Here is a 20,779-nt window from a genome sequence, read left to right on the forward strand (position 1 = left end):
ATTTTTCCTATTGGGCGCGTCTATGAGTAAAATGACGAGAATTTACAATATCTAAGAATAATGATTGTAAATCATAGTTCTGATCAGTATAGCGTTGATGCAATTCTTCTAAGGCACAATTTCCTTGTTTCTCTACAGAACCGCTAGCAAAACGATAATATTGTGTAGCTAGACATTTAGCAGCATTATCACTATTAGATAAGATTTGTGACATTTCATTGAGATTATTAAAAGCTATAGGATTAGTAGGTTTATAATCTTCTATTCCCAATAAGTTACCTGTAGTATCAATAGTTTGACCATTTTCAGTAGTATGAAATTTGGAAGCTCCATCATAAGCACCAAAACCAAATCCCGGTTCATCAATATATTTATGACAAGAAGCACAGACTGGATCAGCAGTATGTTGAGCAAAACGTTCGCGTGTGGTTTGATTTGGATTAGGAGCAGGCGGAGTACCATCAACATCTGGTCCGGGTAATGGAATATCTTGACACATGATACGTCCACGTAAAAATACCCCACGTTTAATCGGTGAAGAATCTACACTAGAAGCATAACGAGCTAATACGCTACCTAAAGTTAGTATGCCGAAGCGAGTGCCATCATTTACAGGAACTACTTCAAAATCATTTCCAGCAGGAGCATTTAAATTATAGTAATCTGCTAATAAACGATTTATGATTACATAATCAGCAGTCAACAAATCTTTAAATTTACCATTAATATTAAATACTACATAATTAAAGAACTGTTTTAATTCCTCAGCCATAGCATCTTTAATTTCAGGAGTAAATTCTGGATAAATATTAGGATTTTTACTATCTAAAGATAAAGCGTCAATACCTAATAACCATTGTTCTGCAAAATGCCCTAAATGTTTACGACTACATTGATCAGCTAACAAACGAGTGGCTTGATTAACAATATCTAAGTTACCATTATCAGCAGCGGCAAATAAAGTTTCATCTGGCATAGTACCACAAAACAGATAAGATAAACTACTAGCTATTTCATAAGCAGTTAATTTATAAGTTTTATCAGCTTGTTCTACACCTAATTCAGAACGATATAAGAAATAAGGTGAAACTAACATAGTTGTCAACATCAACTCAGCATTTTCTTCAAAAGTAGAACTACTACTAAATAATCCAGCATATTGATTAACCTCATTCTCAGTAAGAGGGCGACGATAAGCGCGTTTACCAAGATAACGAATTAAATCTTCAGTACAATTGTCCGCATTACTACAAACAGCTAATAAATCACTATTATCTCTAATTGCTTGAGCAGTTAATTCTTTGGCTTTAGTTAAATAAGTATCCATGCGAGTATCGGTAATCAGATTTTGATCACTATTATTATCAAAACCAGCTACACGATTATCAATTGGTAATTCCGCAGCAATACTAGTATTTATACCTAATAAATCATTAACAGTATTTTGATACTCGTAACGAGTTAATAAGCGTAATCTTCTAGGTAAGGTAGGGATATTATTATCTTGACATTCAGCATTGCCACCAGAAAAAGTATTTAAAATATAATAACTAATACTTTCAGCACATTGACTATCACAAGCAGCAGGATTATCAAATGGCATACTATTAGTAATGGTTGAAACTAAATAATCATAATCATCTTGACCAAATGTATTTAAAGCTTTACCAGAAGTACCACCTTGACCCTCAGTTCCATGACATTCTAAACATTTATGTTGAAAATATAATTCACTTCCCGGCGGAGTATCACTACCATCATCAAGATCATCATCATCCATATTAGCAGCATAATATGTAGCTAAAGCTGTAATAGAACTATTATCTAAACCCTCAAATTGTTTAGCCATATCAGCAGGAATATTACTACTACGCCCAGCTCGATAATCCATCATAGTAGCCTGTAAATATGTTTGCCATTGCCCAGCTAATATAGTTCCGGTAAGAGTTTTATTACGTCCACCTTCAGAATGACAATCTACACAACGATCTTTATGAATATGCCAACCGCGTCTAACCACATTAATATCAAACTGTTGCTCCGCAGCAACAAAAGACTTTTTAGAAAAATGATCTGCTAATAAATTAATTTGATCCTCAGTATAACCAGTAGCTATTAAACCCATCATATTTGAAGCCCGTGCATCAGTTTGATAGGCAGTGACGGTACGAATAAAATAATCTTTACCAAAACCAGTAATAGTAGGCATACTTGGTCCAGCACTAACTCCATCGGTGCCATGACAAATAGCACAGTTATTAGCTAAAGCGATTGCTGATGGAGGAGATAATGGAGGTGGACCAGCTTGTCCGCCACATCTGGAACCATTAACTTTGAGATCATTAGGCTTATTATTATTACCTTGATATGAAGCATTAAAACCAAATTTAATTTTTCCACCAGTAGGAATAATTTTATTCCAATCTAAATTTTTGACAGAAACACTATCAGCATTTTGATTAAGACTACCATTCCAAAGATTAGTAATTTGTTGAGCATCAGGCATGGTCCAAGTAACATCCCAGCCATTCAGAGACGTACCAGTATTTTCAATTTCAATTCTAGCAGTAAAACCAGTATTCCATTGATCACTAATATTATAATCGACTATACAGCTAGTATTGGTAGGAGGAGGTGGAGGAGGAGCGACTTGACCATCACAAACAACACCATTAACAGTAATATCGGCAGGGATGTCATTAGTACCTTGATGCGAAGCATTAAAACCAAAGTCAAGTACAGAGCCAGTTGCAATATTCTTATTCCAATCATAATGTCTAACTTCAACACTATCACCTTGCTGAGTATGCTGACCCTTCCATAAACCAGTAATAGTTTGTCCATTCAGCATATTCCAACGAACAAGCCAACCATCTAAATTATCACCTAAATTAGTGATTTTAACTTCAGCAGTAAAACCATTATTCCATTGATTAAGGATTTTATAATCAACAGTACAAGAGACTTCAGCAAAAACGGTCTTATGCCATAATAAGATAAAGATGCCTAAATATAGAAAAACTCTATGTGGTCGTTTCATAAAATATCCTTTAATTTAAAATATACAAGTAATATTATTATCTATTAATAATAAAAAGTCAAATAAGTATATTCTTGACTTTTCCTAATAAAACGCCATTATAATTGGTTTAGTACTTTTGATTCTATAATTAAACCTTAAACAAAGACAAAAAATATCATGTTTATAAGTGCTTTAGAGCTATTTAAAATAGGAATTGGTCCCTCAAGTTCTCATACTATGGGTCCCATGGTTGCTGCAAAGGATTTTATTGATCGTATTTGTAACTCTAATTTAAAGGGTTCTATACGGTGTATTTTGAAAGGTTCTTTGGCTTTTACTGGTAAGGGTCATAATACTGATCGCGCTGTGGTTTTGGGGCTTTATGGTTATTCTCCTGAGAGTTTGATTGATCAGAATATAGATGCTTTGCTTGAGCGTCTTTTGCAAAATAATTTTTTAGATGATAATCATACTATTATTTTTGATTTCGGTGAGCCTTTGCCGGAACATCCTAATGGTATGATCTTAGAATTGCTTGATCAATCTGGAAAAGTTTTGATGTCAGAAACTTATTTTTCTATTGGTGGTGGTTTTATTACTACGCTTGCTGAAATAAGTCAGGTGGTTGCACCATTGAAGATGGAGTCTGATATTTCTTGTCCATATTCATTTGAATCTGCAAGTTCTATGTTGCAAATGTCTGTTGATAATGGATTATCCATTGCAGAGATGAAGCGAATAAATGAACTTGAGTATTTGTCTGAGCAGGAATTGAATGATGGATTGGATAAAATATGGCAAAGTATGCGGACTTGTGTTGAAAAGGGTTTGATGGCTGAAGGTTCTCTGCCCGGAGGGCTTGAAGTGTCAAGACGTGCCAAAACTTTATACGATCAACTTGATTCTGAAAATGCTAATCTTAATGATTGGTTGTGTGCTTATGCTATGGCAGTGAATGAAGAAAATGCAGCTGGGCATATGGTGGTAACAGCACCTACTAATGGTGCGGCTGGAGTGATTCCTGCTGTTTTATATTATTTTATTACTCATGAATCGGGAACTATAGAACAGATTAGAACTTTTCTGCTTACTGCTAGTGCTATCGGTGGATTAATAAAATATCGCAGCTCAATTTCTGGAGCTGAAGTAGGATGTCAAGGTGAAGTTGGTTCTGCTGCTTCTATGGCTGCCGCTGGTTTGTGTGCAGTTAGGGGAGGTTCTGCTTTACAAGTAGAAAATGCAGCAGAAATTGCTCTTGAACATCATCTAGGTATGACTTGTGATCCAGTAAAGGGATTGGTACAAGTTCCATGTATTGAGCGAAATGGTTTTGGTGCTATCAAGGCTTACACTGCTGCATCTCTGGCAATGCGAGGAAATGGGCAACATTTTATGCCTTTAGATAATTGCATTGCTGCTATGAAACAAACTGGTTTGGATATGTCAGAGAAATATAAAGAAACATCTTTGGGTGGACTTGCGGTTAGCATTACTGAGTGTTAAGAAAAATTATCTAAACCCTCAAATTGTAAAGCCATATCAGCAGGAATATTACGACTACGCCCAGCTAATATAGTTCCGGTAAGAGTTTTATTACGTCCACCTTCAGAATGACAATTTACACAACGATCTTTATGAATATGCCAACCACGTTTCACAACATTAATATCAAACTGTTGTTCAGCGGCAACACTTTTTAGAAAAATGATCTGCTAATAAATTAATTTGATCCTCAGTATAACCAGTAGCTATTAATTAAAGAAAGTCAAATATTGATACCAATGTTGAAATTATCACTTAAAATGAAACATTCCACAATTCCCGAATAGCAGCAATCCCATGTGCGCCATATTCATATGCAGTTGTAATATCTTGCCTTTTCATGCCTCCCAAAGCAAACACAGGACAATTTGAATATTGTGTCAAATCAGAAAATTCCATCCAACCCAAAGTTTTAGCATCTGGATGAGAAACGGTAGTTTTGACTGGGCTTAATACAATAAAATCAAGCCCAATTTTATTTGCTTGTTGAATATCGGCTAAATTATGACAAGAAGCAGCAACCGATATTTTTAATGGATGTATGTTATAACAATATAAGCGACTACTATTTAAATGTACTCCATGCGCACCAACAGATAAAGCCACTTCTAAGCTAGTATTAACAAACAACTGAGCATTATAATTTTCACAAAGTTTCAAACATTGCTCAGCATAAGAATAATATTCTGACTCAGAAATAGTTTTAGCGCGTAATTGAACTAAACGAATACCTTGTTCTAAACAAGACTCAAGTTTATATAAAAACCTATCACAAGGTTCAGGAGTAATTAAATATAAATTAGGAAAATGTTTCATTGCTTATCTAATGTAGCAAGATGCCAAGAAAGTACACACAAAGCCTCAAAATAAGCCTCTGAAATTTTATTAAGATCAATTTTTTCAGCCAAAGGCTTGAGACTACATTTATTTAAAATCAATAGCCCTTTTATGGGTAAAGCCATGAGTTTTTCAATTGTTTGTAGTAAGTTACTTTCATGTAATATGCCTAATTTTAAAGTTAATTGTGTTTGAGAAATGTTTGCAAATGTCTTTATTTCTGAAACAGCATAATTAGCCGTAATAAGAGGAAGCTTCTTTAAACTAGTTTCGATTTTGGTAAAAAGCTTTAAACGTTGTTTTTGGATATTAATTGTTTTCTTTTGAATAAATCCAATATTTTTTAATTCATCAAGTTTATTCAAATAATCATTTTTTATTAAGTCTGAAATTTTTTTCAATTGCTGATATTCAGCGTCAACCGTGTTAAATTGATGAATTTGTCGCTGCTTTAAAGTATTAAGATGCTGCTCATACTGTTGAATTTCAAAAGCAACTAGTATCATGAATATGATACTAGTTGCTAATACTAGAATTGCTGGTAATATTGCTGCCCAATCAATTTGCATGATCACTTATTTCAATAACAAACGATGCCTGTCTAATTTTATCAGTTTTGATTCCAATTTGCCCTTGTAGAATATCATTAGGATAAGGATAAGTGATGATATTAACATCCCAATGTTGTTTACCTAAATCTTTAACAAACCTATTAAATTTTTTCAAAGCGCGTGAATAATTACCTTTAAATCGAGAAATTTTACCATTTAAACGTATCAATTCTTCTGAAGGATTATTGATCCATTCTAAATTTTCTAGCAATATTTTAGGATGATCATTTAATACATGGCTTAGCTTTTCCCATGCTGTGTGTGGCAATTTCTGTTGTTGCTTTAAACTCCAGCCAGTATCAACTATTTGACGTATGATCTCAATATCATATGGTAAATTTGGTGTAATTTTAGCTAATTGTATTAATTCATTGCGACGATTTAAGGTTTTTTCAGCAATTTGATTAATTTCTTGTTTCTGTATTGCAGTATTTTGCAAATATATAACATTAGTTATGATAGCAACTACTACCAATAAAACAGAAGTAAAATAAGATCGAATACGTAATTGCCTATAGAAAAAATATCGCATTTCTCTAGCAGTCGCATAGTGATTAATTATAGTTCGATGACGCACCAATTGATAAGCAATTAAATGTTGTAATTGTATATTGTTATTATATAAACCCAGTTTTTTTGCCAAATCATTAATATCTAAGATATAGATACTTTGTGAATCTTCAATGTTAAGTTCTTGATGTAAAGTATTTAACAATGATTTATCAGTTAATATGATGATTGATAATGAGTGAATATTAACTTTTATGACACTGATTAAATAATGTTTAATATTATTAAATTGTTGCAGAAGAAACTGTGATTTAGCTATGTTTGTATCAAAAGATACTAAACGACTTAATTGTAATTTTTGATTTACAAAAACACTTTGACGCAAACTATCATTATTATGAGTGATTAATAATGTAGCAGGATTTTTTGGAAGGGATTTTAATAATAGTTCACTTAATAATGGTAAAGAATAAATCCCAGTGAAAGGTATTTTATAACTAACAAGTAAATTCAACCAAGGTTGCAAAATTTCTGGATTATTTAAAGCCATTAATAAGACTTTATCATCTCGTCGCCCTTTCTGTTCACGCCCTTGTATTACACTATGTGTATAAGTATTATTATTAAATAGTTTTTTAATGTTATGTTTGATTAAATTCCTATGATCCCTAGCTGATACATGCGGCATTGTTAGATTTTGATAATTTTCTTTAATAATATCAACTAATACAAAAATGGGTTTTTTAAAATTTAAGCAACGAATGAAATCGGTTTCACCTTTTTCAGTATTTTGAAAAGTTTGAATTTCTATTCTATTTTTAGTAATCGTAAATAGTTGTGCATCAGCTTTTGATAAATAGAGAATGGTTTTCATTTTATTTCAAATCAAGCAGAGATTGGATAAAAATCTTCGTCCAAAATCTCTGAAATTAAATAAGAGCAGCTTCTAGGAAATGTGTCTTTAGACAATTGAGTTTCTTTTGCGGCTAAATAGACTGCATCATCATATGCCGCTTCTATGACTTGGGGTAATTGTGATTTAAGCCCCGGTGATTTACGTAATCGCCTATTTAGTCGTAAACGCTGCTCAATAATGGTATATCGCCAACTTCTACCATCAAATTCTTTCCATTTATCTGATAATTGTTGATATTGAAACTGCCATTTCAATAAATGTGCTAACAAAATAATTAATCTACTTTCCAATTCATTGAATTCGGCTTTGCCCATATCAGATAACTCGTCTATTAAATGAGGAATGTCTATTTGGGCAAAACTTCCAACTTTTAATAATTCGGCATTTCGCTTTGCCCATTCAGTATAATTTGTATCATATAAATGTGCTAATTCAATCATTAATCTACCTCCATAAACTTATTACATATTACCAAATTTTCCCCATCCCAATCAACCTTCAAATCAACCGAATGAATTTCAATATCTTGCAAGATAAAATCTGCCAATTTTGCTACCACTAAACGTTCAATAATACGCTGCAAAGGGCGGGCACCATATTCTGGATCAAAACCTACTTTTATTAAGTGTTTAACTAGTTTCGCTGTAAAGTTTAAGCTTAAATTACGTTCTTTAAAACCTTCTCGTTCATTTAGTGCCGCTAATTCTTTGTTAATAATGTTTTCCATTGTAGCGGCATCTAAGGCATTAAAAGTAATTACTTGATCAATACGATTATAAAATTCTGGGCGGAAAAAATTTTTTACTACATTAATAATGTCATTATTGTCACGATTATTGGTAAAAGTTATTGGTTTATTTTGTCTAGCACCTAGATTGCTAGTCATAATTAAAATCACATTTCTAAAATCTGTGACGCGCCCATTAGCATCAACCAGAATGCCTTCATCCATCACATTCAATAAAATATCAAAAAAAATCGGATGGGCTTTTTCAATTTCATCTAATAATACCACGCTAAAAGCTCGTTCTCTAACTTCACGAATTAATTTACCCGGTTTGGTATTATTACCTAATAAGCGTTCAACTTGCACTGGATGTTGAAATTCGCTCATATCTAGGCGAATTAGTGGATTTAAATTTTGCCCTTGCCCAAAAAAATAGTCTGCTAAAGCACGAGCGCAAGCGGTTTTTCCTACCCCCGTTGGTCCAGCGAATAATAAGCTGGCAATCGGTTTATTAGGATCATTTAGCCCAGCTTTAAAAATCATTACTAATTCTGCAACGCGCTCAATTGCTGGTTGTTGACCAATAATTTTTTGTGCAAAATAATCATGTAATGCCGCTTTGTCTAATAGTATATCGTCACGTAATAAAAATTTAGGCAAACCAGTTGTTTCAATAAATTTAGTTAAAACTTTTTCATTATCAATTAGTTGTTCATTATTAGTATATGCTTCATTAACACATAAAGTTAAAAATTTAATCAATTTACCCGGAAAGGCTTCATAACGAATATAGCGTTCCAATAAACGATAAACTAAATTAATCGCAGTCTTTTCTATAGATATATCTAATTGCTTTTCTACATAGTCTGCAAACAGTTCTGTAATTTTGAAAAGTTGCTTGTGTGATAATTTTGGAATTGATACGACATGAAAATGAGCCGCAAAATCTGGCAGGCGTTGACGTAATTGATCCCATTCCGCCTTTGTCAATTCAGCCACAATTTGAAATTGCCCTTGACGCAGATTAGGCAACATAAAAGCAGCAATAGAATCCTCTGCTCCATCACCACCAACCATAGTCATATGTACAAAATCATTAATCCATAAAATATGATTTGTAGCTTGCAATTCTTGCATTAACTCTTCGCAGTTTTCTTGCCATTCACCTAAATAACGCGCACCTGCAATAATACGTTGTGGAGTTGTACGCCATAGATAACGCTTTGAATTTGAACGATAGATTTCTCGTGCTACGTCTAATAAAATTGTGGTTTTACCAATTCCTTGATCACCTATTAAAACCACACTAACAGCTTCTTGATCTAATTTTTTTTGTAAACTATTTACTAATTCACGACGTTCCCACGCTACTTCTGGTGCAATGCTAGTTACTTTAGTCTTACGAGGAAATCTATCTGCAACTTGTTGTAATATTTTGGATGATACTTCTTTATTTTCAGCGCGATGTTGCTTATAGGGTTTAACACGTATAGTAATTTCTTCCAACCAAGGTTGACCTAACATTAAATAACGATGCAAAGCTTCAGGAGGCATATTATTAAAATAATCACGAGCAAAATATTGCATTAAATTGTGTAATTGCTCTTGTTTATAATAATAAAAATGTTGATCTAAAATTGGCAAATAACATTCATCACCATCTTCTGTAGTGCCATAAACGCCAGTTACTGGAATATTAAGAACTGTTTTGACTGGAAAAATAGCAGAATTTTCTTCATAAGAAGGATGAACACTAACATTAATGGTTTTGAGGCGTGGATTTAACAATGGATCAGGTAAATAATCATATTCAGCATATTCCTGTTGCAAAGAATCAGCTAAATGAGTTTGTAACTTCTTTAACTGTGTATCTATTGATCCATACTCTGTACCCACTACACGAGCGCAAATAGTATCATCTGTAAGTTTCCAGCATAGTAGTGGGTAACGATAAATTTTCATCTACGCCCAATATGAATGACTATATCAAGTCGTTTTAATTTACGTATAATATCTGCTAAATGCTTACGATCAAATACTGAGATAGTAAATATCATTACTGTTATATCTCCATGACTTTCCTTCTTAAGGAAATTTTCTATATTGCTATTCATATCAGCAAGAGTCTTAGCAATTTCCGCTAAAACTCCTTTGTTATCATATGCTTTTATTTCAATATCTACTGAAAATTGTTTTTCTATTTCAGATTTCCACTCCACTGGGAATAATTTATTATTATTATGATGCAGGTTTTTGCAGTTCATTCTATGAATTGTCAGCCCCTTGCCTTGATGAATAATTCCAGTAATATGATCTTCTGGAATTGGATGACAACAAGCGGCAAATTTGACTAAAGCACCTTCTGTGCCTTTAATTGGAAAAGTTTGTTGCTTATGAACTAGATCGTGTGATGATGCTGTTGCTGTAGAATCAAATTGACATGCAACTAACCATGCCATTTTATTACCTAAACCAATATCAGCTAGCAAGGAGTCTAAATTTTTAGCATGAAAAGTTTTTAATAAACAAACTTTTTGTTCGTCATTAAGTGTATTTATAGATAAAGAATATGCTGATAATTCTTTATCTAACATTTGTTTGCCTAAGTTAAGTGCATCCTTAGATTGGTGGGTTTTTATAAAATTACGAATTTCAGATCGAGCTTTATGAGTTTTAGCAAAATCCAACCAATTAGCTTTAGGGCATATATATGATTCGGTGAATATTTGTACTGTTTGTCCACTTTCCAATGGAGTATTCAGAGATACATATTCATTATTAATTTTTGCCTTATAACAATGATTACCTACCTTTGAATGTATTGCATAAGCAAAATCAATAGCTGTAGCACCTTTAGCCAATTTTTTAATATCGCCTTCTGGTGTAAATACATACACTTCTTCTGGATATAACCCTTCTTTTACGTGATGATAAAATTCTAGTGAATCTTCCGTATTTCGGTACATATCCAATAATTGCCGTACCCATTCATTCATTCCTGTATCAATTTCATCATCTGAACGTATATAGCTAGTAATACCCTTTTCGGCTCTTTCATCCATTTTTTTAGTACGGATTTGAATTTCAATCAAAACTTGATTTGAACCCTGTAAAGTTGTATGTATCGACTGATAACCATTAGTTTTTGGAATCGCAATATGATCTTTAAAATAGTCGTTACCTTTTGGTTTATAAAGATTTTGTACCACTCCAAAGACACGATAACAATCATCTTCACTGTTCACAATAATTCGCAAAGGGCAAGTATTATTGACTTGAGAAAAAGATTGTATTTTACTATTGGTATCGGTTTTCTTTTTATCTAACATTTTATAATAGATACCATAATAATGTTTATTACGTTTAATCAGCCGTGCTTGAATATTTTTTTTATCTAGTTGTTCTTTGATCCTGAATTCAATTTTATCAAAAGTATCAGCGCGTTGTTGAGAAATTGCATTTAGATGAAAATCTAAGATTTTGTAACGCAAAGGATAAAGCGTCTTAAAACATAGTTCTTCAAGTTCAATACGTATCTCATTCATGCCTAAACGGTTTGCAATTGGTATGTAAACATCTAAAGTTTCACGAGAAATACGTTTTTGTGATGCCAGTTTCATAGCTCCAATAGTTCGCATGTTATGCAAACGATCTGCTAGTTTAATGATAATAACACGAGGATTGCTCGTCATTGCCATTATCAATTTTTGAAAACTTTCAGCAGTTGCTTGTTCGCGAGTTTTAAATTGAATTGTTTCTAATTTACTCACGCCATCAACTAATTCGGCAACTAATTCACCAAATTCATTACTTAATTGTTGTTTAGTAATCTCAGTATCTTCAATTACATCATGTAACAGAGCAGCAGATATAGTTGCTGTATCCATGTGCATTTGCCCTAAAATATAGGCTACTCCTAAAGGATGATTGATGTAAGGTTCACCCGATTTACGCTTTTGATCTTCATGAGCATACGCACTATAAAAAAATGCACGATCAATTTCTTTAATATCTTCTGCTTCTAAGTAAGTTTCTAATAGATCAATCAAATCTGACCATAAAACTCGTGAGGGGAAGGGGGATAAGGGAACTGGCATAATGTCAATTATTCATCAGTTTTTTAGCAATTTTTTCAATATTATCCGGTGTGATTTTACCAGCTTCAATTTCTCTTAATGCAATTAGAGTTGGTTTATCATTTTCAGCAGCTATTAAAGGAATAGCGCCATTAGCAATTTGACGAGCGCGTTTACTCGCCAATAATACTAAATTAAAACGATTATCAACATGATTTAAACAATCTTCTACAGTAATACGTGCCATTATTGTTTCTCTCTTTTGGAAGTTGGTATATAATAGTATTAAATTTAAATTTAAATGAGGTACTTTATGTCTTACGAAGTTATTAATACTTCTAATGCACCACAAGCTATTGGAACATATTCTCAAGCTGTAAAAGTAGATAATACTGTGTATCTATCTGGGCAAATCCCTTTGGTGCCAGAAACTATGATTTTAAATAGCGGTGATATGGCAGCACAAATACATCAAGTTTTTACAAACTTACGAGCCGTAGCTCAAGCAGCAGGTGGTGATTTAATCAATATAGTTAAGCTGAATATATTTTTAACTGATTTAAATAATTTTACATTAGTTAATGAAATTATGGCTGAATATTGGCAACAGCCTTATCCAGCACGAGCTGCAATTGGTGTTGCTGCCTTACCCAAAGGTGCAGCAGTGGAAATGGATGCAATTTTAGTTTTAAATTAACTATCTACTATGACGACACCAGTAACAAACTTAGACGGTGTCAGCGAATTAGTAGCTGAACAATTAGCACGTCTGAATATTTATACAATTGAAGATCTGCTATTTCATCTACCATTACGCTATGAAGACCGTACTCAAATTAAGCCATTATCAGAACTAAAAGTTGGAGAACATGTATTAATTGAAGGTGTAATCCAAACTACTCAATTGAAGATTAGTCGTAAACGTTCACTTATTTGTATATTAAGTGACGGTAATAATACGATTACATTACGTTTTTTTAATGTTTACCCCGGATTACAAGATAAATTTAAGTCTGGTATCCGTCTTTGTTGTTTTGGTGAAGTGCGTCAAGCATATCATGGTTTGGAAATTGTACATCCGCAGTATGAACAAATTGATTCTAACTCAAATAGTTTACAAGAAAAACATTTAACTGCTATATATCCAAGTAATAGTCATTTAAATCAATCTTTATTTCATACACTGATTAATCAAATTTTTAATGCTGAAAAAATAGTTGATTATATTCCATCCAAACTATTAAATCAATTCAATTTGTTGCCATTAAAAGATGTATTACGTATTTTGCATCATCCAAGTTCTGATATTTGTATTCAAGATTTACAAAATGGTCAGCATCCAGCTATACAGCGTATAGCATTTGAAGAGTTATTAGCGCATCATCTGAGTTTGTATAGATTAAGAAAAGCTAATCGTAGTCATAAGGCACCACTATTAATAAATAGTGGTAAATTAGCTAAAACTTTTTTATCAAAATTAGCCTTTAAACTGACTGCCGCTCAAGAAAAAGTTTCGCAAGAAATTGCAACTGATTTGTGCGCTACTTATCCTATGCAACGTTTATTACAGGGTGATGTAGGTTCAGGCAAAACTGTTGTCGCAGCACACTGTGCTTTACAGGCAATTGAATCTGGTTATCAAGTAGCAATAATGGCACCGACAGAGTTGTTATCTGAACAACATAAACGCATATTTTCAGAATGGTTTCTGCCTTTAAATATTGAAGTAACTTGGCTAACTGGTAATTTAACTAAGAAAAAACGTGAACAGGCATTGGAACTAATTAGCAGTGGCACAGCATCATTAGTTGTTGGCACACATGCTTTATTTCAAAAACAAGTTGAATTTGCCAAATTAGGGTTAATTATTGTTGATGAACAACATCGTTTTGGTGTACATCAGCGTATGGCTTTACGTAATAAAGGCAGTGAAAAAGGTATTTATCCTCATCAATTGATTATGACTGCAACTCCAATTCCTCGTACTTTGGCAATGACTGCTTATGCGGATTTGGAAACTTCGGTGATTGATGAATTGCCACCGGGGCGTAATCCAATTAAAACTGTTATTATACCTAATACTCGCCGTGATGAAATCGTGGCACGTATTAAGCAAGTTTGTCAACATGAAGGTCGTCAAGCCTATTGGGTATGTACTTTAATTGAAGAATCTGAAAGCCGACAATGTCAAGCCGCTAGCGAAACCGCTGCACAATTAGAAGCCGCTTTACCTGATTTAAATATTGGTTTAGTGCATGGGCGCATGAAAGCGAAAGAAAAAGAACAAGTAATGGCTGCTTTTCAAGCACAAGAACTTCAATTATTAGTTGCAACAACAGTGATTGAGGTAGGTGTTGATGTTGTTAATGCTAGTTTAATGATAATTGAAAATCCAGAACGTTTAGGTTTAGCGCAATTACATCAATTAAGAGGGCGTGTAGGTAGGGGTATGTTACAAAGCTATTGTGTTTTATTGTATCAATTACCTTTATCTGAAGTTGCAAAATCACGCTTAGCAATTATACGTGATAATAATGATGGTTTTCTAATTGCACAACATGATTTAGATTTACGTGGTCCGGGGGATGTTTTAGGCACCCGTCAAAAAGGCTTGATGAATTTACGTGTTGCAGATTTACAACGTGATCAGGCTTTATTAGTTGATATTTTAGAATTAGGAAAACTGTTATTTCAAGAATATCCTGATAACTGTCAAGCTTTAATAGGACGTTGGATCAAAGAAAGTTTGCATTATGGTGAGGTATAAATACTATACTATGTGTGTTAATTTTATTTCAGGAATAAATAATGACAAATGAAGATATTAAGGATAATCCTTACCGAGGCTTATCTGCCTTTCGCGAACAAGATGCTGCTAATTTTTTTGGACGTGAAAAAGAAGTTGAAGAGTTATTAGTAGCAGTAGAAAAAAATAACTTTGTTAGTTTAGTTGCCGCTAGTGGTTGTGGCAAAACATCTCTAATTAATGCGGGTTTAATTCCGCGTTTACGTCAAAATGATTCATTAATAATTGTCCAATGTTCACCTCAACATAATCCCTTCAATGAACTAATATATGCCTTAGTTGATCAACTCAATCATAATGAAGCAGAAGAGAAACTTGAGGAATACAATAGTTTTGTTACGGGTATTCAAAATGGTAGTTTAAAACTTTCTCATTTGATACAACGTGTTATTACACCTAACAAACGTTTATTACTAATCATTGATCATTTTGAACAATTATATTATTTAAATTCAGATCAAAAATTACAACATCGTTTTATAGATAGTCTATTGGATATAGATAAGACTACTATTCCAGTAACTTTGCTAATTTCAATACGCACAGATTTTCTGAAAAAAGCTTTAGAATATGGACGATTATCCTTACTATTTGATAGTAATCCAAGCAAAATATTAACTTCTATAGCTGAATATGAACAACTAAGGCAGGTTATTGAAACTCCAGCACATAAATTAGGTGTCAAATTTACCTCAGAACTAACTGATAGACTGATAAAAGAAATTAAGGAAAATAAACTACGTTTATCGCAAATAGAATTTGCTTTAACCATGTTATGGAATCAGCAAAGCGATCATTTATTGACTCAGGCAAATTATGAGGTAATGAATTGTATTGATAAATGCTTATCTAAAAATGCCAATAACATTTATGACGGTTTTGAAACTTTAAGAGAACAAAAGAAAGTACGTCGTTTATTTATTCAATTAATAATTCCCGGTATAGCTACAGAAGATAGTTGTGAAATATTAACTCGCGATCAAGTCAGTGATGATGATTGGGAACAAGTAGTCAAACCATTAGCTGATGCTAATTTATTAGTTATAGAAGATAAAGAATCAATTGGTCAAGCAACAGTTACATTAGTACATGATAATCTTATTTATAATTGGGAAGTTTTAAAGCAGTGGGTAGATGAAGAACGTCAATTCTATTTATGGCGCGATAATTTAGCACAAGCAATAGAATCATGGCACAAATCACGTAAGAAAGATATTGGTTTATTGCGAGGTGCGCAGTTAGCAGCAGCAGAAGAATATTTGAAAAGAGAAGGTGATAGATTAACTTCCTCTGAAAGAGTTTTTATTAAAAAAGGTTTAAATGTACGCGCACAAGCTGAATTAAAGATTAAAGATGCAAAATTACGTAATGCCAAAAACGGAATGGCATTTTTATTTGTGTTATTAATCATAATTCTTGGTTTATGGTATGGATCATATCAAAAAGCATCAAAAATAGTAGCAGAAAAGCAAAAGTTTACTGAAGAAATAAAAGACTTAAGAAGTCGTTTAGCTGAAGCCGCACAACAAGAACAAGAAGCTGAAGAATTACGCGAACATGCACAAGCTATTCAATTAAGCTCACAAGCAGTATTAATTGCTAAATCTCAAACAGTTACAAAAGAAGAATTACAACGTGCAGTATTATTAGCAGTACAAGCCCAACGTATATTTGATACTTCTGAGACACAACAAAATCTAAATTATATTTTAAACAAATTAGTTCCAATGGAACATACTTTAAAAGGGCATAGAGGATCAGTTTTAAGTCTTGCATTTAGCCCTGATAACAATTTGCTTGCGAGTGCGAGTAAGGATGGAACAGTTAGAATTTGGAATTTAAATACTAATACAGAAATTGGAAGATTAACTCAGCATCGTGGAGATGTTCTAAGTGTAGCATTTAGCCCAAATGGTAAAATGATTGCGACTGGAGGTGAAGATAGTACTATTATTTTATGGGATGCAGCAACTTTTAAATCAATTGGTTCATCATTGAAAAATCATGATTTTAAAGTTTGGAGTGTAGCTTTTAGTCCAAATGGTAAGTATTTAGCTAGTGGTAGTTATGATACTAACATCATTATTTGGAATGTTGAAACGATGGTTGAACTTGGACGTTTTGAACAACATAAAAAAACTGTTTATAGCTTAGCTTTTAGCCCTGATAGTAAGAAGTTAGTTAGCGCAAGTTTTGATAAAACTTTAAGACTTTGGGATATAGAAAATCTACAGCCTATTGGAAAACCAATGCGTGAGCATTCAAATCTTGTGAATGGTGTAGCATTTAGCCCTGATGGTAAAATATTTGCTAGTGCTAGTGATGATAAGACTATTATATTATGGGATGCGGAAACTAGAAAACCAATAGGAAAACCAATAACATGGCATAAGTCTTGGATTAGAGCTGTAACTTTTAGCCCTGATGGTAAAACATTGGCTAGTGCTAGTTATGATAAGACTGTTAGATTCTTGGATGTTAAAACTAGATTACCTGCCGCTAAACCTTTAATTGGAAGAAGTGCTGCTCTTAGTGTTGCTTTTAGCCCTGATAATAATAAAATTGCTGTTGGTAGTAAGGATAATAAGGTTCGAGTTTGGAATATTAATCCAGAATCATGGATAAATACAGCATGTGAAAAGGTTGGTAGAAATCTAACACAAACTGAATGGAATCATTATTTTCCTAATGAAGCTTATCAGAAGACTTGTTCTCAATATTAATAACCAATAAAGTCAAAGACCTGACAGGTTTTTAAAACCTGTCAGGTCTAAACCCTCGCATTTTCACGATAACTATTAATTATATCTTTTCTTAATAGAATACCTACCAATTTACGTGATCCTTGTTCTTGCACTACTGGTAAACGACTAATATCACGTAGTGCGAGACGTTCTAATGCTAGTTTCATTGGTTCATATGGATAGGCTGTCAATACATCTGTAGTTGCAATTTCAGAGACTGCTCGCCCTTTTATATTTCCTGATGCTATTGCATTATCTAAGTCTTTGATACTAACTATTCCCATTAGTTCACCATCCTCAGTTACTACTGGGAATCCTCTATGATTACTTTGATTAAACTTATCTATTAAATCAATTAATGAGATTGTTAATGATACTGTTTCAACTTGTTTTGTCATTGCTTCACCAACAGTTATGGTTTCCATTAAATCCAATTCATGCCCGGGTTCGCTTCTTCTAACTTTAATCCCGCGTTGTGCTAATTTCATGGTGTACATTGAATGAGGATGAATGCTGCTTGTGACTAAGGTGCTGGTTACCGTTGCTAACATAATAGGTAAAATTAAAGTATAATTACCTGTTAATTCAATTGCTAAGATGATAGAAGTTAATGGTGCATGAGCAGCACCGGCAAAAAATGCTGCCATTCCAACTAAAGCATAAGCACCTGCTGGTGCAGTCAGCATTGGAAACCATGTATTGACAAGATGCCCAAAACTACCACCTAACATCGCGCCCATAAATAATGAGGGTGTGAAAGTTCCTCCTGAGCCGCCTGAACCTAAAGTTAAACTGGTGGTAAAAATTTTGATGACAAATAAGGCAATAATTAGTTCAATTACTAATTCGCCATTTAGCGCGTCGTTAATGCTTTGATAGCCAATTCCAAAAAAACGTGGAGTTCCATCAACTTGAAAAAATACTATCATTCCAATAATGCCTAATAAGGCTCCACCTAAAACTGGTTTTAAATAGTCAGAAATTGGCAATTTTTCCCAAAAGTTTTCCATGCTATGTAATACTTTAATAAAAGCCATCGCGCCCAAAGCTATGATTACACCTAAGATAGAATATAAAAATAGTTCCCAAACACTAACTAAGTTATATATAGGTACTGTTAGAAGGGATGTTTTATAGAATTGGGCGATAGTATCAGCAATTACCGCTGAAATTACCACTGCGCTGAAATAGCGAGCTTCAAGATGACCTAAAATTATTTCTATGGCAAAGATAGATCCTGTTATAGGTGCATGGAAAGTAGCGGCAATACCGGCACCTGCACCACAGGCAAGAAACAGACGAATTCTTTCTTCAGTTAGGTGAAAAAGCTGTCCAATATTGGAACCAATAGCGGCACCAATTTGCGCAATTGGACCCTCTAATCCTACTGATCCACCAGTACCAATACAAAAAGCAGAGGATATTGATTTAACCACGCCAACTTTTGGCGGGATGCGCCCACCACGTACTGCTACTGCTTCCAAGACTTCAGATACACCATGTCCTCTTGCATCACGAGCAAAATTGATTATAATTGTACCAAAAATGATACCACCAATAGCAGGGATAATTATAATGTAATAATCACCAGCCCAGTCTAATAAACCCCATAATTTTTGTTCAAAAAAACTATGATGGACTATTTCAACTAAATATTCTGTTAAAATCGCTCCAAATCCGGCTAAGATACCAATAATAGTAGTTAAAGCAGTAATGATAATTATATCGGGTAATTTTTTGATTTTGAAAGACATATTAGTAATTAGGATAGGAGTTAAATGGTAGGCAGATGAGGTCGTACCTACCCAACTACCCCTACCTAGTTAATCTTTGGGGATATGTTTGAAATCTTCATGAAACTTGTCAGGAAAAAAGGTTACATTAAAACATATAATTTTTAATTTTGCGCAATTAATATTTTTATAATACCATTAGTTTAATTGAATATCAAAATTAGCTGTCAATGCCATGACTTTAAATAATTCTCCCATTTCGTTAGGCAATGTCAGGGTTTTTATTTGTTGTGCTTGTTGTAAATATGCCTTGGTATCATTAGGATCAATAGTTGGTGCTAAGCCACTGGCTAGTAAAAAGTTGGCTTGGTTGGTATATCCTGCAACTTTTAAATTTGCCGCTATTGCTGCTTTGCCTACCGTGGTAAAGTTGACATGTGTTGTTATGTCTTGTAATCCAACATTTATTAGTGGGTTATCATGGGTTTGGTGTCGATAGTGGCACATTAAGGTGCCTTCATTACGTTGAGGATGGTAATATTCAGAACTAGGAAAGCCATAGTCTATTAATAATACTAAGCCTGTGGCTAATGGTAATGATTGAATCCAAGCTGGTAGGGCTAAGTTGATTTCTGATATATAGCCTATTGGTAGGTTTGGACGTAATTTTTCTACTTCTTCTCGTAATTCTTCATTTTCAGTCGGCAAAATTTGCCATTTAAATTCTGATTCTTCAACAGTTACATAAAATTCTGAAATTCCTTGCTCATCAAGGCGAAAACGGTGTACTGGCATTGCATCTAAAACTTCATTGGCTAAAATCACGCCTTGTAATGTCGTTGCTGGTAATTGTTGTAGCCATTCAATTCTATCTATTAAATGTGGTACTTGTTTTTCTAAGGTAGCGCGTTGCCGCTGTTGTAAGTCGGCACTTATTTCTAATATTAAGTATTTTTTTGGTAGTGAATCAAGTTGTTCTAATTCTTGTAAAATATCGGCTGCCATGATTCCTGAGCCAGCACCAAATTCTAAAATCACTCCATTTTCTATAGCAGCTAAGACTTGTTGACATTGTCTAGCAATACAATGCGAAAATAAAGGAGAAATTTCTGGTGCCGTGATAAAATCACCTTCTGCACCGAATTTACGACTACCTGCACTATAATAACCCAAGCTGGGTGCATATAGTGCATGGTGCATAAATTCGTAGAATGAAATACGACCTCCAGCCTGATTAATCGTTTGTTTTATATGG

General features: G+C 33.5%; 15 protein-coding genes. 4 read left to right on the forward strand and 11 right to left on the reverse strand.

Going from position 1 to position 20,779, the window contains the following annotated elements:
- Positions 1–7: 7 nt before the first annotated feature.
- A complete protein-coding gene (locus BHU68_RS00365) occupies positions 8–3,040 on the reverse strand; it encodes a cellulose binding domain-containing protein (protein WP_069470028.1) in 3,033 nt (1,010 codons plus the stop codon).
- A 159-nt stretch (positions 3,041–3,199) separates the two neighbouring features.
- On the opposite strand from BHU68_RS00365, the gene BHU68_RS00370 reads away from it, so the two are divergent.
- A complete protein-coding gene (locus tag BHU68_RS00370) occupies positions 3,200–4,525 on the forward strand; it encodes an L-serine ammonia-lyase (RefSeq protein ID WP_069470027.1) in 1,326 nt (441 codons plus the stop codon).
- Here BHU68_RS00370 and BHU68_RS17035 read toward each other — a convergent pair.
- From BHU68_RS17035 to rpoZ, 8 genes are all read right to left on the reverse strand, one after another.
- Positions 4,522–4,680: a hypothetical protein gene (locus BHU68_RS17035; RefSeq protein ID WP_171899516.1), complete on the reverse strand. Its 159-nt coding sequence runs from the start codon at positions 4,678–4,680 to the stop codon at positions 4,522–4,524. The two genes, BHU68_RS00370 and BHU68_RS17035, sit on opposite strands and share 4 nt — an antisense overlap.
- 139 nt (positions 4,681–4,819) lie before the next feature.
- Positions 4,820–5,380, reverse strand: a complete 561-nt coding sequence (locus BHU68_RS00375) for a thiamine phosphate synthase (protein ID WP_069470026.1) — start codon at positions 5,378–5,380, stop codon at positions 4,820–4,822.
- Complete coding sequence (locus tag BHU68_RS00380; RefSeq protein ID WP_069470025.1) at positions 5,377–5,970, reverse strand: hypothetical protein; 594 nt, start codon at positions 5,968–5,970, stop codon at positions 5,377–5,379. Before BHU68_RS00380 ends, BHU68_RS00375 begins: the two co-directional genes overlap by 4 nt.
- On the reverse strand, positions 5,960–7,396 hold the full coding sequence (locus BHU68_RS00385) for a hypothetical protein (protein ID WP_069470024.1): 1,437 nt from the start codon (positions 7,394–7,396) through the stop codon (positions 5,960–5,962). The genes BHU68_RS00380 and BHU68_RS00385 overlap by 11 nt, the downstream gene beginning before the upstream one ends.
- A gap of 11 nt (positions 7,397–7,407) precedes the next feature.
- Complete coding sequence (locus BHU68_RS00390) at positions 7,408–7,878, reverse strand: DUF29 domain-containing protein (protein ID WP_069470023.1); 471 nt, start codon at positions 7,876–7,878, stop codon at positions 7,408–7,410.
- A complete protein-coding gene (locus tag BHU68_RS00395; RefSeq protein WP_069470022.1) occupies positions 7,878–10,127 on the reverse strand; it encodes an AAA family ATPase in 2,250 nt (749 codons plus the stop codon). Before BHU68_RS00395 ends, BHU68_RS00390 begins: the two co-directional genes overlap by 1 nt.
- A complete protein-coding gene (locus BHU68_RS00400) occupies positions 10,124–12,262 on the reverse strand; it encodes a RelA/SpoT family protein (protein WP_069470021.1) in 2,139 nt (712 codons plus the stop codon). The genes BHU68_RS00395 and BHU68_RS00400 overlap by 4 nt, the downstream gene beginning before the upstream one ends.
- Before the next feature lie 4 nt (positions 12,263–12,266).
- Positions 12,267–12,488 carry a DNA-directed RNA polymerase subunit omega gene (rpoZ, locus tag BHU68_RS00405; RefSeq protein ID WP_069470020.1) on the reverse strand — a complete coding sequence of 74 codons (222 nt, stop codon included), beginning with the start codon at positions 12,486–12,488 and terminating at the stop codon, positions 12,267–12,269.
- 66 nt (positions 12,489–12,554) lie between these two features.
- Here rpoZ and BHU68_RS00410 point away from each other — a divergent pair, with 66 nt between their 5' ends.
- The 3 genes from BHU68_RS00410 to BHU68_RS00420 are packed head-to-tail and all read left to right on the forward strand — an operon-like array spanning position 12,555 to position 17,770.
- Entirely contained in the window at positions 12,555–12,938 is a 384-nt protein-coding gene (locus BHU68_RS00410; RefSeq protein WP_069470019.1) for a RidA family protein, read from the forward strand.
- A 9-nt stretch (positions 12,939–12,947) separates the two neighbouring features.
- Positions 12,948–15,008: an ATP-dependent DNA helicase RecG gene (gene recG, locus BHU68_RS00415; protein WP_069470018.1), complete on the forward strand. Its 2,061-nt coding sequence runs from the start codon at positions 12,948–12,950 to the stop codon at positions 15,006–15,008.
- 41 nt (positions 15,009–15,049) lie between these two features.
- On the forward strand, positions 15,050–17,770 hold the full coding sequence (locus BHU68_RS00420; protein WP_069470017.1) for an NACHT and WD repeat domain-containing protein: 2,721 nt from the start codon (positions 15,050–15,052) through the stop codon (positions 17,768–17,770).
- A gap of 47 nt (positions 17,771–17,817) precedes the next feature.
- Here BHU68_RS00420 and BHU68_RS00425 read toward each other — a convergent pair whose 3' ends face one another.
- A complete protein-coding gene (locus BHU68_RS00425; protein WP_069470016.1) occupies positions 17,818–19,545 on the reverse strand; it encodes a chloride channel protein in 1,728 nt (575 codons plus the stop codon).
- A 177-nt stretch (positions 19,546–19,722) separates the two neighbouring features.
- Positions 19,723–20,724, reverse strand: a complete 1,002-nt coding sequence (locus tag BHU68_RS00430) for a class I SAM-dependent methyltransferase (RefSeq protein WP_253182182.1) — start codon at positions 20,722–20,724, stop codon at positions 19,723–19,725.
- Between the last annotated feature and the right edge of the window lie 55 nt (positions 20,725–20,779).

The organism is Candidatus Marithrix sp. Canyon 246 (genome assembly GCF_001723685.1).
Lineage (GTDB): Bacteria > Pseudomonadota > Gammaproteobacteria > Beggiatoales > Beggiatoaceae > Marithrix.

What these genes read in the sequence shown, in the direction of transcription:
- BHU68_RS00365 (WP_069470028.1), bottom strand. Translation starts at nt 3,040, where the DNA reads ATGAAACGACCACATAGAGTTTTTCTATATTTAGGCATCTTTATCTTA.
- BHU68_RS00370 (WP_069470027.1), top strand. Translation starts at nt 3,200, where the DNA reads ATGTTTATAAGTGCTTTAGAGCTATTTAAAATAGGAATTGGTCCCTCA.
- BHU68_RS00375 (WP_069470026.1), bottom strand. Translation starts at nt 5,380, where the DNA reads ATGAAACATTTTCCTAATTTATATTTAATTACTCCTGAACCTTGTGAT.
- BHU68_RS00380 (WP_069470025.1), bottom strand. Translation starts at nt 5,970, where the DNA reads ATGCAAATTGATTGGGCAGCAATATTACCAGCAATTCTAGTATTAGCA.
- BHU68_RS00385 (WP_069470024.1), bottom strand. Translation starts at nt 7,396, where the DNA reads ATGAAAACCATTCTCTATTTATCAAAAGCTGATGCACAACTATTTACG.
- BHU68_RS00390 (WP_069470023.1), bottom strand. Translation starts at nt 7,878, where the DNA reads ATGATTGAATTAGCACATTTATATGATACAAATTATACTGAATGGGCA.
- BHU68_RS00395 (WP_069470022.1), bottom strand. Translation starts at nt 10,127, where the DNA reads ATGAAAATTTATCGTTACCCACTACTATGCTGGAAACTTACAGATGAT.
- BHU68_RS00400 (WP_069470021.1), bottom strand. Translation starts at nt 12,262, where the DNA reads ATGCCAGTTCCCTTATCCCCCTTCCCCTCACGAGTTTTATGGTCAGAT.
- rpoZ (WP_069470020.1), bottom strand. Translation starts at nt 12,488, where the DNA reads ATGGCACGTATTACTGTAGAAGATTGTTTAAATCATGTTGATAATCGT.
- BHU68_RS00410 (WP_069470019.1), top strand. Translation starts at nt 12,555, where the DNA reads ATGTCTTACGAAGTTATTAATACTTCTAATGCACCACAAGCTATTGGA.
- recG (WP_069470018.1), top strand. Translation starts at nt 12,948, where the DNA reads ATGACGACACCAGTAACAAACTTAGACGGTGTCAGCGAATTAGTAGCT.
- BHU68_RS00420 (WP_069470017.1), top strand. Translation starts at nt 15,050, where the DNA reads ATGACAAATGAAGATATTAAGGATAATCCTTACCGAGGCTTATCTGCC.
- BHU68_RS00425 (WP_069470016.1), bottom strand. Translation starts at nt 19,545, where the DNA reads ATGTCTTTCAAAATCAAAAAATTACCCGATATAATTATCATTACTGCT.
- BHU68_RS00430 (WP_253182182.1), bottom strand. Translation starts at nt 20,724, where the DNA reads ATGCACCATGCACTATATGCACCCAGCTTGGGTTATTATAGTGCAGGT.